The organism is Yoonia sp. (assembly GCF_046292185.1).
Taxonomy (GTDB): domain Bacteria; phylum Pseudomonadota; class Alphaproteobacteria; order Rhodobacterales; family Rhodobacteraceae; genus Yoonia.
In genome coordinates this window covers 1-12,700 of record NZ_JBKBQY010000095.1, presented here as the reverse complement: position 1 = coordinate 12,700, position 12,700 = coordinate 1, and the positions used below count along the sequence as shown (strand labels likewise).

Annotated in this window: 14 protein-coding genes and 2 tRNA genes; 6 read left to right on the top strand and 10 right to left on the bottom strand. The window is 61.0% G+C overall.

The window, feature by feature from the left end; all coding sequences use genetic code 11:
• On the bottom strand, positions 1–77 hold a 77-nt coding region (locus tag ACK4TM_RS14650; protein ID WP_409702558.1), incomplete at its 3' end, for a bL21 family ribosomal protein.
• Between the two features lie 178 nt (positions 78–255).
• On the opposite strand from ACK4TM_RS14650, the gene ACK4TM_RS14645 reads away from it, so the two are divergent.
• Positions 256–594, top strand: coding sequence for a hypothetical protein (locus tag ACK4TM_RS14645; protein ID WP_409702556.1), 339 nt, complete (start codon positions 256–258; stop codon positions 592–594).
• Here ACK4TM_RS14645 and ACK4TM_RS14640 read toward each other — a convergent pair.
• Positions 591–998 carry a hypothetical protein gene (locus tag ACK4TM_RS14640; protein ID WP_409702554.1) on the bottom strand — a complete coding sequence of 136 codons (408 nt, stop codon included), beginning with the start codon at positions 996–998 and terminating at the stop codon, positions 591–593. The genes ACK4TM_RS14645 and ACK4TM_RS14640 overlap by 4 nt on opposite strands.
• A gap of 75 nt (positions 999–1,073) precedes the next feature.
• Positions 1,074–1,901 (bottom strand): DUF2059 domain-containing protein, encoded by an 828-nt coding sequence (locus tag ACK4TM_RS14635; RefSeq protein ID WP_409702552.1) that lies wholly within the window; start codon positions 1,899–1,901, stop codon positions 1,074–1,076.
• Between the two features lie 130 nt (positions 1,902–2,031).
• Here ACK4TM_RS14635 and ACK4TM_RS14630 point away from each other — a divergent pair.
• The 3 genes from ACK4TM_RS14630 (at position 2,032) to ACK4TM_RS14620 (ending at position 5,125) form a co-directional block, all read left to right on the top strand.
• Positions 2,032–2,121, top strand: a tRNA-Ser gene (locus tag ACK4TM_RS14630).
• Positions 2,122–2,279: 158 nt separating this feature from the next.
• Positions 2,280–2,930, top strand: a complete 651-nt coding sequence (locus ACK4TM_RS14625; RefSeq protein WP_409702550.1) for a hypothetical protein — start codon at positions 2,280–2,282, stop codon at positions 2,928–2,930.
• Between the two features lie 149 nt (positions 2,931–3,079).
• Positions 3,080–5,125: an FAD-dependent oxidoreductase gene (locus tag ACK4TM_RS14620; RefSeq protein ID WP_409702548.1), complete on the top strand. Its 2,046-nt coding sequence runs from the start codon at positions 3,080–3,082 to the stop codon at positions 5,123–5,125.
• Between the two features lie 34 nt (positions 5,126–5,159).
• On the opposite strand, the gene ACK4TM_RS14615 is transcribed toward ACK4TM_RS14620, so the two are convergent.
• The 5 genes from ACK4TM_RS14615 to ACK4TM_RS14595 form a co-directional block, all read right to left on the bottom strand.
• On the bottom strand, positions 5,160–5,891 hold the full coding sequence (locus ACK4TM_RS14615; RefSeq protein ID WP_409702546.1) for a peptidase: 732 nt from the start codon (positions 5,889–5,891) through the stop codon (positions 5,160–5,162).
• Positions 5,892–5,924: 33 nt separating this feature from the next.
• A complete protein-coding gene (locus ACK4TM_RS14610; protein ID WP_409702544.1) occupies positions 5,925–6,722 on the bottom strand; it encodes a transglutaminase domain-containing protein in 798 nt (265 codons plus the stop codon).
• Entirely contained in the window at positions 6,722–7,663 is a 942-nt protein-coding gene (locus ACK4TM_RS14605; RefSeq protein ID WP_409702542.1) for an alpha-E domain-containing protein, read from the bottom strand. The genes ACK4TM_RS14610 and ACK4TM_RS14605 overlap by 1 nt, the downstream gene beginning before the upstream one ends.
• A gap of 1 nt (position 7,664) precedes the next feature.
• Complete coding sequence (locus ACK4TM_RS14600) at positions 7,665–9,089, bottom strand: circularly permuted type 2 ATP-grasp protein (protein WP_409702540.1); 1,425 nt, start codon at positions 9,087–9,089, stop codon at positions 7,665–7,667.
• 93 nt (positions 9,090–9,182) lie between these two features.
• Positions 9,183–10,502, bottom strand: a complete 1,320-nt coding sequence (locus tag ACK4TM_RS14595; protein WP_409702538.1) for an ATP-binding protein — start codon at positions 10,500–10,502, stop codon at positions 9,183–9,185.
• 41 nt (positions 10,503–10,543) lie between these two features.
• On the opposite strand from ACK4TM_RS14595, the gene ACK4TM_RS14590 reads away from it, so the two are divergent.
• Both ACK4TM_RS14590 and ACK4TM_RS14585 read left to right on the top strand, forming a co-directional pair.
• The gene (locus ACK4TM_RS14590) at positions 10,544–11,443 is read left to right on the top strand and encodes an MBL fold metallo-hydrolase (RefSeq protein WP_409702536.1); all 900 of its coding nucleotides are present in this window, start codon (positions 10,544–10,546) and stop codon (positions 11,441–11,443) included.
• An 88-nt stretch (positions 11,444–11,531) separates the two neighbouring features.
• Positions 11,532–11,606, top strand: a tRNA-Asn gene (locus ACK4TM_RS14585).
• 504 nt (positions 11,607–12,110) lie between these two features.
• Here the strand turns inward: ACK4TM_RS14585 and ACK4TM_RS14580 are convergent.
• Both ACK4TM_RS14580 and ACK4TM_RS14575 read right to left on the bottom strand, forming a co-directional pair.
• Positions 12,111–12,350 carry a hypothetical protein gene (locus tag ACK4TM_RS14580; RefSeq protein ID WP_409702534.1) on the bottom strand — a complete coding sequence of 80 codons (240 nt, stop codon included), beginning with the start codon at positions 12,348–12,350 and terminating at the stop codon, positions 12,111–12,113.
• Positions 12,351–12,354: 4 nt separating this feature from the next.
• On the bottom strand, positions 12,355–12,543 hold the full coding sequence (locus ACK4TM_RS14575; RefSeq protein WP_409702532.1) for a hypothetical protein: 189 nt from the start codon (positions 12,541–12,543) through the stop codon (positions 12,355–12,357).
• Positions 12,544–12,700: the final 157 nt, after the last annotated feature.

The following is a 12,700-nucleotide window of genomic DNA, read 5'->3' as shown; positions in this document are numbered from 1 at the left end:
GCCAGCTTTTCGACGCGCAATACATCGCCAGAGGCGACTTTGTACTGCTTGCCGCCGGTTTTGAGAACCGCAAACATATGATCTTCCTTCATTTTCCGCGTCGCTGAGGCCCCGGTGTGATCCGGCGTTTGGTGCCTGTGGACTGCGCGCCCGTAGGCGTCATTTCGCATAAGCCCCGACAAAACCCTTGCCGAGATGGCGGCTTATCAATCCAATGCCCCTGTAAGTCAAGCCAAAAGAAGGTGAAAAACCCCCATGCGCCCTGCCCTGTTGATCCCGCTGATCCTGATCGCCGCCTGCACGACGGACCCGAATAATCCCGGCATGCCGGTCTTTACCCCGCTGACGGCGATGACCGACCCCGGTTATGCGCAAAAACGTGGTCAGGTCGAAATCATCGTCAAAAGCGAATATGACGCGATCCGCCGCGATATCGATGCAGGCGGCGGGCCGGTGCTGACATCGGCGATGGATGCCGCCGGTGTCCCGCTGCAGGACCGCCCGACGCGGGTGATCCAGTTGCAATCCGACCGGGGTCTGTTTGACGTCAACCCAGGTGCGCTGGTCACGGCGCTGATGGTTTACGGCGGTTAGAAACTGCCGACCGCCGAATCCCGCTGCGCAACCAGATCCCAGAACGCCTTGGACCGGGAAATATCATTGGCCAGATCCGTCGGCACACCGCGGGCGATCATCCGGCCATAAAGTTCCTGCGGAAACCCCGGCGAAACGGACGGAACGCTGACCATCGGATTGATATCGGCCGCACGGCTGACCGCATCGGCGGGACAACCGCGTGTCGGGTCACCATTGGGCGAACGTCCATCGGCGCGCAGTTTCGCAACGGCGGCGAAATAGATCGCGCATTCGTTGAAAACCAGCCTTTCCTGCCGGGGGTCACCGGACGGCAGCGCCGGATCAACGGGGATCGCGGCGGTTTGCACCCCGCCACAGGCAGCGAGAAGACCAAGAGCGAAAACGGCGAATTTAACTTGCAAAGACCTGTTCCTTTTGTTCGGCTTGTGCGGACGGTGCCGCACCATAGCCTGATCTGCCAAAAATCCAAGGGGCGGTTACAATTCCTGGCTCACAATGAATGCCGATGCTGCCACCCCCAGATCACGCGAAACCTGCTCGAACAGATCATCAAAGGCAATGAACAAAGCTGCCGTCAGATCGCGGCCAGCGGTTGTTTGCGTCATTGCGCTGAATTCCGCCAGATCGGCATCCGGCAGCGGTTCATAAGCCAGCATCAGAAAGGCATAAAGCCATTCTGTCGTAGTCGCCCGGATTTCAGGTTCCTGATCCCAGACATCGGCCAGAATGTCATCGGCCATCAGCCCGGGCAGCGTGGCACCCCCCGACACCAGCCCGGAAATAAAGGCATAGTTGGAATTCAGCGCGCCCACGACATTCGCCTCGATCAGGTTATTGGCGCTGATGAAATCGGTAATCATCTGCGCGCGGTCAGTGTCGTCCTGCAACGCCTGTGCCGCCATCTGTTTGGCCGCGTCTTCCAGCGCGGGGTCAAGCATCGCGCGGCGCGCATCGATTTCCAGTGTCACAACCCGGCGCCCCAGATCGGATTGATAGAATGCCAGCATCGCAGCGGCGTCGCCGTCCCCCAAAGCCGCGACAAAAGCCGCGCGCATCTGCGCGACCATCGTATCCGCATCATAAATTTCCGCCACGGCATCGGCCCAGCGTGGCGTCATGCCGGATGGAAACATGTCACGCGCGATCGTGTCGCCGTAATCGATGCCTTCCTGGCGCATCACATCCATGATTTCCGGCAGCCCCATCGCATCGAACAGGGCATTGGCATCATCATCCTGCGCCCGGGCCACAGGGGCCGCAAGCGTCACGGCGGTGACGAATGAAATGAATAAGGCGCGCAGCATATCCTGTCCTTCCGGGTCTGATCAGTCTCGCAGCACAAACCTTAAATTCCCGCTAATGCCCATGCAATTCTTGGTGAGCACGATTTGCCCTTGCACCCGCGCGCGCCGCGCTTTATTGCGCCCCCACCGCGGAGAGGTGCCGGAGTGGTCGAACGGGGCGGTCTCGAAAACCGTTGAGCCTGCAAGGGTTCCCAGGGTTCGAATCCCTGTCTCTCCGCCAATTAACCCCATCATCAACACCCAAAAGCACAGCAGAAAAGCGCCCACCCGCTTTGCCTGCTTTTTTCGCCGTGGAACGATCCGCGACCATAAAGGGTTGGTCAATCACAGACCGTCCGGCGGGAGGGTCCGAACCCATCTCATCAACCGGAGTTGATCATGAAATATTCGCTTTTGACCCTGACCATCGCGACACAGCTCGCGGCTGGTGCTGCCTTTGCGCAAACGACGACTGACGACATCAACGAAAGCATAAGCCAGACAAATGCGCCCGACCTGCAACCGGTCGCCTATGGCGGCGACTGGCCGGAAACGCTGGTCACGCCGCTTTTTGACGATGATGGCCTGACGCTGCGCTCCGCTGACGAAATCACGGCCGCCTGGGGCGATCTGACGCCGCAGGATCAGGATTTCATCCGCCGCGATTGCGCCGATGTCGTGCAACTGACCGAGGCTGAAATGCTGTCCGACGATCCCGGCCGCATGTCAGAGGATGCCGCGACCAGCACCACCCCCGGCGACGGGTCGGCCGGCCTGGGCACGGGTGCCAACACCACCGGCACCTTCGCGGGCGAGGCTCCGGCTGATGCAGTGACTGGCGCAGATGTACCCGGCACCACAGGCGCGCCGGGCGAAACCGGGACGACCGGGGACACCAGCGTGACGCCTTTCACCTCTGACACGGTGCCGGAAGAGGATGGGCCAGCGATGGATGAGGACATGGAGACGACACAGGACGACGTTCCGTCGACGATCAGCCTGAGCATCGCCCAGATGGAAGATATCTGCGTGGCAACACAGAACTTCTGATCCAAAGATAGGGGGGCCTGACGGCCCTCCTCCGTCGTGGATGTCCGGCGCTGGCTTTAGGTCGGTACGGTGATCCATGCTGCCGCAAACCCGCTATACATCTGCGCCACACCGGTCACTATGGGACGACCCCAGCCCGGAGCCAGCCAATGTCCAGCGATCCATTATTGCAGCCCTACCGCCTCAAACATCTGACGCTGCGTAATCGGATCATGACCACCAGCCATGAACCCGCCTATCCCGAGGACGGGATGCCCAAGGAACGCTATGCCGCCTATCACGCCGAGCGCGCGCGCGCCGGTGTCGCCCTGACCATGACAGCCGGATCAGCCGCCGTATCGCGCGACAGCCCGCCGGTGTTCAACAATATCCTCGCCTACAAGGACGAGGTCGTGCCCTGGATCAAAAACCTGACCGATGCCTGCCATGATCACGGCTGTGCGGTGATGATCCAGCTCACGCATCTGGGCCGGCGCACGGGGTGGTCCAAGGGGGACTGGCTGCCCTCGGTGTCATCGTCGCGGCACCGCGAACCGGCACACCGGGCCTTTCCGAAACTGGCCGAGGATTGGGATATCGCGCGGATCATCAATGACTTTGCCGATGCGACCGAACGGATGCAGGCGGGCGGCATGGATGGGATCGAATTGCAGGTCTACGGGCATCTGCTGGATCAATTCTGGTCGCCGCTGACCAACGATCTGGACGGGCCTTATGGCGGGCAGACCCTGGAAAGCCGGATGCAATTGCTGCTGGATGTGCTGGCCGCCTGCCGTAAACGGGTGGGCAAGGATTTCATCATCGGCCTGCGTTATACGGCGGATGAGGCGACAGCAGGCGGCATTACCCCCGAGGAAGGCATCGCCATTTCCAAGCGGCTGGCCGCGACCGGCATGGTCGATTTCCTCAACGTGATCCGGGGGCGGATTCATACCGACCCGGCGATGACTGATGTGATCCCGGTGCAGGGCATGAAAAGCGCGCCGCATCTGGATTTCGCGGGTGCGGTGAAACAGGCGACCGGCCTGCCCACCTTCCACGCCGCACGCATCCCCGATGTGGCGACGGCACGGCATGCGATCCAATCCGGACTGCTCGACATGGTCGGCATGACCCGTGCCCATATGGCCGACCCGCATATCGTGCGCAAAATCGTGGAAGGGCGCGAGGATGACATCCGGCCCTGCGTCGGCGCCACCTATTGCCTCGACCGGATCTATCAGGCGGGCGAGGCTTTGTGCATCCACAATCCCGCCACTGGCCGCGAACTGACCATGCCGCATGACATCGCCCCTGCCCCTGCGGCGCGCAAGGTCGTGATCATCGGTGCCGGACCAGCGGGGTTAGAGGCCGCACGCGTTGCCGCCGCCCGTGGGCACGCTGTGACGGTGTTCGAGGCGCAGCCAGACCCCGGCGGCCAAATCCGGCTGACCGCGCAAAACCCGCGCCGCCGTGAAATGATCGGGATCATCGACTGGCGGATGGCGCAATGCGCCGCGCGCGACGTCACCTTTCATTTCAACACTTGGGCCGAGGCGGATGATGTCACCGCCCTGTCGCCTGACGTGGTGATCGTGGCGACGGGGGGCCTGCCCAATCTGCAACTTTATGAAACGAAACAGGATCAGACCCTGGCGATCAGCGCCTGGGACATCATATCCGGCGATGTGAAACCGGGGCAGGATGTGCTGATCTATGACGAAAGCGGCGACCACCCCGGCCTGATGGCGGCAGAGGTGGCCGCAAATGGTGGGGCGTCAGTCGAAATCATGACGCCGGACCGCACTTTCGCGCCAGAGGTCATGGCAATGAACCTCGTCCCCTATATGCGCGCTTTGCAGGACAAGGACGTGACCTTTACCGTCACCCGCCGCCTGCTGGATATCACGCGCGACGGCAACCGGCTGCGCGCGACAATCGGGACGGATTACAGCGGGTTCTCGTCAGAAAAGACTTATGATCAGATCGTGGTGAATTACGGAACCTTGCCGCTGGATGATCTTTATTTCGACCTCAAACCGCTGTCGTCCAATCTGGGCGAGGTCGATCTGCAGGCCCTGCTTGCGGGGCAAAAGCAGGGCGTCGCAACCAACCCCGCAGGTGCGTTCCAACTGTTCCGGATCGGCGACGCGGTCAGCGCGCGCAATACACATGCGGCGATCTATGACGCGCTGCGGCTGATGAAGGATCTTTAGCAAGATGGGCCAAGGCCCGCCTTACGGGTGGTGATCAGACCTTATAGGACGGCAGATGTTGAAACGCTTCCTTCAAAGCATCCCCCCAACCACTTGAAATCGCCTGATAAACTGGATCATCTTCTTCTATCCGGATTGTGCGACCTGCGGTGAAACTGTCCTTTTCATAAATCTGCAAATCAAAAGGCAGACCCACCGACAGGTTCGATTTCACCGTGCTGTCAAACGACACCAGCAGCAATTTTACCGCATCTTCATAGGTCATATGGGCGTCATAGGCACGCACGAGGATCGGCTTGCCGTATTTCGTCTCGCCGATCTGGAAAAACGGCGTGTCATGGGTGATTTCGATAAAATTACCCTCTGGATAGACCAGAAAGATCGTGGGCAAACCGCCCTTGATCTGCCCGCCGACGACGACCGAAGCGGAAAATTGCTCTGCCGATTGCTGGCCCTGCTGGGCGCTGCCGGCGATCACCTCTTTCAGGGTGGCCCCGACCAGACGGGCGATCTGGAACATCGTCTTCTCATGCAGGATGCTGGGGTCACGATCTTCTGTCGTCACCGACCTTTCGCGCAACAGGCTGACCAGCGCCTGCGTCGTGGCAAGGTTCCCGGCAGTCATCAGCGTGATCATCCGCTCGCCCGGCACATGCCAGTGAAACATTTTCTTCGCGGTCGAGAAATTGTCAACGCCCGCATTGGTGCGGGTATCCGACATGAACACCAGCCCACGGTCAAGCTGCAGTCCGATACAATATGTCATGTGATGCGCCTAAAAGGGTGTAGGACTCAAGCCTTACTGCTGAACCTGCAAAGATACAATCAACGTCTCATTGGACGGACCCATGCGCAGCCCTTTGACCGGGGCGGCACCGCGCGCATCCTGCCCGATGGCGACGCGGACATATTTTTCATCCGGCGACACACCATTGGACACATCAAACCCGACCCAGCCCAGACCATCGATATGCGCCTCTGCCCAGGCGTGGGCGGCGTCCTGATCGACAATATCATTGATCATCAGATAGCCCCCGACATAGCGGGCAGGAATGCGCCGGGTCCGCAGGGCGGAAATAAAGATCTGCGTGTGATCCTGACAGACACCCGCGCCGATCTTGATCGCCTGTTCGGCACTGGTATCGGCCCCTGTCACCCCTGTCTTAAACGGGATCGCATCGCGGATTGCGTTGGACAGATCATGCAGGGACGCAACCGGGTCTTTCATCTTGCCCAGCGACCGGGCCAGATCGCGCACCCCTGCCCCCGGTGCCGTCAGAAAGGTGGATTGCGCGAAATGCCATAGGGGCGCACGGCCATAGACCGGCCCCAGAACGCCCGCGCGGTCATGCGTCGTCACCGCGCCCTTGGCTGTAATCTCGACCGCTTCGGCACCCGGTGTCACGCTGACCAGATCGGTGTGATTGCCGTAATGGTCCTGATAGCTCGCCTCGATCTTGCCGCCGGTGATATCGATTTCCCAGCTTCCCACCTCTTGCATGACATTGCTCAGGGGGCGCAGCCGCAGTTTCTGCAACGCGAAATCCACCGGCATATCATAGGCATAGCTGGTTTTATGATTGATATTCAGCAGCATCAGTTGGTGAACCTGTAATCCTTCTCGATCTGCATACCGATCGCCGCCGTTTCCTTGAGGATAGAACCGACGAATTCATGCAAACCTTCATCGAAGATGGTGCCGATATCGCGGTCTTTCAACCTTGCGTTCAGTTTGCGCGCCATTTCATGCGATGGCTGCACTTCGCCGTAATCCTTGGCGAGATGGTTCAGGTTGCTGACCAACTGCCCCGCGCAATGGCTCAGCGACCGGGGCATCCTGTCATCCAGTATCAGAAAATCCGCAATAGCGGGTGCGGTAAAATCATCCTCGACCGCCCAGCGGAACGACCGATGCGCCGAAACCGACCGCAGGATCGTTTCCCATTGCACATTGTCCATCCGGCTGCCGACAAAGCTGGGCGAGGGCAGCAGCGCGTAATATTTCACGTCGATGATCCGCGCCGTGCTGTCGATCCGTTCGACAAAAGTGCCAAGGCGGCAGAAATCAAAGATATCATTGCGCAGCATCGTGCCCACCAAAGCGCCGCGCACCAGTGCCGATTGTTGCCGGATCGTCGCCAGCACCTGCGGCAATTCGGTTTCCGGGATCGGGCGTTTCAACACTTCGGTCAGGACCATCCATGTCTCATTCACCGCGGCCCAAACCTCGGTCGTCAACGCGGTACGCACCAGCCGCGCGTTGTCGCGCGCCGATTTGGTGACGGACAGCACCGAAGACGGGTTGGTTTCGTCGCGCAACAGAAAGTTGACGACATTCCCGCTGGTGTATTTGTCGTGCCGCTGCTCAAACGCCTGTCGCGCGGCCGAGGTGATGATGACCGATTTCCATTCCGATTCCGCATCATTCGACCGGGTCAGGGCAATGCGAAACCCCGCCTCGATCATCCGCGCGGTATTTTCGGCCCGTTCCAGAAACCGGAACATCCAGTAAAGACCGCCTGCCGTTTTTCCCAACATATCAGTCTTCCAGTATCCAGGTGTCTTTGGTGCCGCCGCCCTGGCTCGAATTCACGACGAGCGAGCCTTTTTTCAGCGCGACCCGCGTCAGGCCGCCGGGCGTGATATTCACCCCCGCAGGCGACACCAGCGCAAAGGGCCGTAGGTCCACATGGCGCGGCGCCAGCCCCTTTTTCGTGAAAATCGGCACGGTGGACAGCGACAGCGTCGGCTGCGCGATGTAATTGCCAGGGTTCGCCTTCAGCTTGGCGGCAAAAGCCGCGAGCTCCTTCTTGCTGGCGGCCGGGCCGACCAACATGCCGTAACCGCCTGACCCATGCACCTCTTTCACCACCAGTTCGGCAAGGTTATCCAACACGTATTTCAGCGTGTCGGGTTCGGAACAGCGATGCGTTTCGACATTTTTCAATATCGCGCGTTCGCCGGTGTAAAATTCCACGATATCAGGTATATAGCTATAGATCGCCTTGTCATCGGCAACGCCGGTACCCGGTGCATTGGCAATGGTGATATTGCCCGCGCGATAGACATCCATGATCCCCGGCACACCCAGCATGGAATTGGGGTTGAACGTCATCGGGTCCAGAAAATCATCATCAACCCGGCGATACAGCACATCGATCCGGCGATAGCCCCGCGTCGTGCGCATCGCGATATGGCCGTCGATGACGCGCAGATCATGGCCTTCGACCAGTTCCACACCCATCTGATCGGCCAGAAAGCTATGTTCGAAATAGGCCGAATTGTGAATCCCCGGCGTCAGGACCGCCACACAGGGCCGACCGTTGCACGATGACGGGGCCGACGCCTCCAGCGACCGGCGCAGGCTTTTGGGGTAATCGCTGACCGGCTTGACCTTGATCTTGCTGAACAGTTCCGGGAACATCTGCAGCATCGTCTCGCGGTTTTCCAGCATATAACTGACACCGGATGGCGTGCGCGCATTGTCTTCCAGAACGAAAAAATCATCCTCGCCGGTGCGGACGATATCGGTGCCGACGATATGGGTATAAACACCGCCGGGCGGGTTGAAATCCATCATCTGCGGCAGAAACGCTGCGTTATTGGCGATCAGATCGACCGGCACGATCCCCGCCTTGATGATTTCCTGACGGTTGTAGATGTCATGCAGAAACGCATTCACCGCGCGGACGCGCTGTTCAATGCCGCGCGACAGCTTGGACCATTCGGTGCTGGAAATGATCCGCGGCACCAGATCGAATGGGATCAACCGTTCCTCGGCGTCCGACTGGCCATAGACGTTGAACGTGATCCCCGTGCGGCGAAAGAACGCCTCTGCCTCGGCGGATTTCTTGGCGAGACGATTGTTGTCCTGCGCCGCGAACCATTCATCGTAATTGTGATAGGGGGGACGCGCACCTGTGGCGCCCAGCATCTCATCGAAGTGATTTAACTCGTTGTTCATCCCTCAAACCTACAGGGTTTTATCGCATCCGCAATGGCTTGGCCGTGTTGCATGGTTACGCTGCGGTTAATTGCCGCATTTTTAGGCACAGCCTCAGCGGCTGATGACCAGCTCGGCTTTCAGCCCGCCAAGGGTCTCGCTATGGCCCAGACGCAGCACGCCGCCATGGCTGCGCGCGACATCGGCGACGATGGCAAGGCCAAGGCCCACACCGCTGCCCTTGTCTTGGTTGCGCGCCGGGTCCAGCCGCACGAAAGGGCTGATCGCCTCGTCATATTGGTCGGGCGGGATGCCCGGCCCGTCGTCTTCGACGCAAAACCTTACCGCGCGTTCGGTGACGCTGACGCCGATCCGTGCCTTGCTGCCATAGCGCAGGGCGTTGTTCACCAGATTATCCAGCGCCCGCCGGATCGCCAAAGGCCGCAGGTTCACCGTGCCTTCAGGCCCCTCGATCACCCCGGCGCTGACGGGTTCGTCCATCCGCGCAGTGTCATGCAACACCGCCTGCACGATATCCGCCGGCACCACCTGTTCCAGATTATCCGCCGCATCGCTGCGCGCGAAATCCAGAAAGGCATCCAGCAATTTTTGCATGTCATCGACATCGCGCACCAGTTCGGCGGCATCGGGATGGTCCAGCATCGACAGGCCCAGCCGCAGCCGCGTCAGTGGCGTGCGTAGATCATGGCTGACCCCCGACAGCATCATCGTGCGGCTTTGCGTCTGGCGTTCCAGCCGGTTGCGCATATCAAGGAACGCCATGCCCGCCGCCCGCACCTCGACCGCACCTGTGGGGGTGAAAGGCGTGATCCGCCCCTTGCCGTAATCCGCTGCCGCGCGCGCCATGCGCTTGATCGGGCGCAGCTGGTTGCGCAGGAACTGATAGGCGACAATCGTCATCAGCGCGCCCAGCACGACCATGATCACCAGCAATTGATGCGGGTTCGATGCCGACATGCGCCTGCGGCTCAGGTCCATCTCCAGCAATCCATGCCGCGTCTGCACCCAGAGCGTGACACGCCCCCGATCCTCCAGCGACACGACCTGCAGGGATGTGATCCCATCGCGCAGGGTTTCGATCACCGTCGCCCCAGTGAAATCGACAAAGGGATTGATATCCGTCGCGGGCGGCGGTGTCGCAGGCAGCGCGGTGCGGATCTGCAACGCGGCACCCAGCGGGGCCAGTGCCATGCGCGCATCATCCAGGCTGTCAGCCCCGTTCGCCGTATCGATCAGGAATTGCAGATCAATGTTCACGGCACTTGTCATCAGCCGTGTCACACCGTCAAAATGGCGCTGGATAAAGACAACGGACACAAGCAATTGCAAAAACACGACCGGAAACACAAGGATCAGCGCGGCACGCGCATAAATCCCGCGCGGCATCGCATTCTTGATCCATCGCAAATTCATGCCGCGACGCTAGCGCGCATCGGCCCCGGCGGAAAGTGGGGATGAACGTTTTTGCCCCCCGGCCCGGCGAACCGCTTGGCTTGCGCGGTGATCTGGCGTTGGTGCTGGCCCCGAACCCGTCGCCGATGACGCATCTGGGCACCAACAGCTATCTTCTGGGCCGCGACAGGGTGGTGGTGATCGACCCCGGCCCCGACAGGCCCGCGCATCTGACGGCCTTGCTGCGCGCCATCGGCGGGCGGCGCGTCGATCATATCCTCGTCACGCATAGCCATGTCGATCATTCGGCCCTCGCCCCTGCCCTGTCGGCAGCGACCGGCGCGCCGGTCTGCGCCTTTGGTGACGCCAGCGCCGGGCGTAGCGCAGTGATGACGCGGCTGATCGCCCAGGGCATGAAAGGCGGCGGCGAAGGGATCGACCATGCCTTTCGCCCCGACGTGACGCTGGCGGATGGCGACAGCCTGCAGGGCGGGTGGGGCCAGATCACCACGATCCACACGCCCGGCCATATCGGCAATCACCTGTGTTTCATCTGGCAGGATGCGCTGTTTTCCGGCGATCACGTGATGGGCTGGGCCAGCTCGCTCGTCTCGCCGCCCGACGGCGACCTTGGTGATTTCATGACCTCCTGCCAACGTCTGATCCCGCTGAAAGCGCGGGTCTGTTACCCCGGCCACGGCGCGCCGGTAACGGACCCGCAGGCGCGGGTGCAATGGCTGATTGATCACCGCCGCGCCCGCGAGGCGCAGATTTTGCAGGCCCTCGCCGCAGGCCCCGCGACGCCGCAGGCGCTGACCCTGCGCATCTATACCGATATCGCGCCCGACCTGCGGCCCGCCGCCGAACGCAACGTGCTGGCGCATCTGATCGATCTCGTTGCGCGCGGTCGTATCACCGCCGCCCCAACGCCCGGACCCGAGGCTGTTTTTACCCTGATCTGACCCAACAACCGGGCACTGCGAAGAAATTGAAAAACCGGGCAAAACCCTCTGGACGGCGCGGAATCACATTGCTATACGCACCCCATGTTCCGACGTAGCTCAGCGGTAGAGCAGTTGACTGTTAATCAATTGGTCGTAGGTTCGATCCCTACCGTCGGAGCCAAAAAACTCAATAGCTACAACAACTTAAGCCGCGCAATCACCTGCGCGGCTTAGTTCGTTTTTGGGGTGATAAGCACATCGTCAGCAGGCGCAAGACGCTGCTTGCTTGCCCCTCGTGAAAGCACCCCCACCTTGCGGCGAGGGTGCTCACAGGTCACGAAACGCGGAGAAGCTGCGCCCTGTCTGCGTCCGTTGGATTTAGCGGGGAACTGAACGCTATGCCCCGTTGCGGGTGGCAACCCGCGCCCGCTGCCTGTGCCATCCCCTTAGAAAGCAGCGGATTTGTCGTCCCCTTTGCATCGGGGACACATGCGAATCCGTGTAGTGTCTTCACTCCAAAACGGGGTCGCGCATTTCATGCAGCGCCGCCAGCCGACATGCCGCACCACAAGCGGGGGCGTGCGGTCCAGATCGAGCACAGGCTCGCGCCGTTTTCCGCCATCCCATGCCCACGGTGCCGGTTCACTGAAACCCGGCGGGGCGCGGAGACCATAGCGGCGGTCCGTCACCGCACCGAGCTTTCCCAGATGCCGTTACGCTGTCGGTGCATGTGGTCATATACCCTGTCCGCCTCCCATCGGCGCAGGGCGGCGAGCACGAGGGGAAAGTCCACGCGGTCAAGCCCCTCGGAACCCTCTGCGAAACCATCGACCGAACCGTATAGCTGGACGATGGGCGACGGGGTTGCAGTGCGCGCTGCCTCAAGCCGCTGAACGCGCGCCAGCAGGGTGCGGACGCTGGGCACGGGGTCAATCCTTGTCCAGCGCCCGCAACGCTGCGCCAAAGCGCGGGGCGGCGGCAAGGTGCTGATCGGCATAGCGCTTGCGTGCTGCGACCGCCTCAACCTCCCGCTGGTGGATGGCTTGCCGATCTTCACGGGTTGGCGGGGTGGCGCGCTCGCCACCAGCTTTCAGCGGTCGTTCGTCATCGTTCGTCATGGTGCTACCTTCAATGTCTGGAGAACTGAATAGGCATCAGCCCGCGTGCTGGGGTCGCCGCAATCGCGCATCACCTTCAACAGGGACGCGATAGCAACCTGCCGCAACCTGCCGCGTGCCTGATCGTCCAAGCGCGCCAGCCTGTCACGGTGCTTTG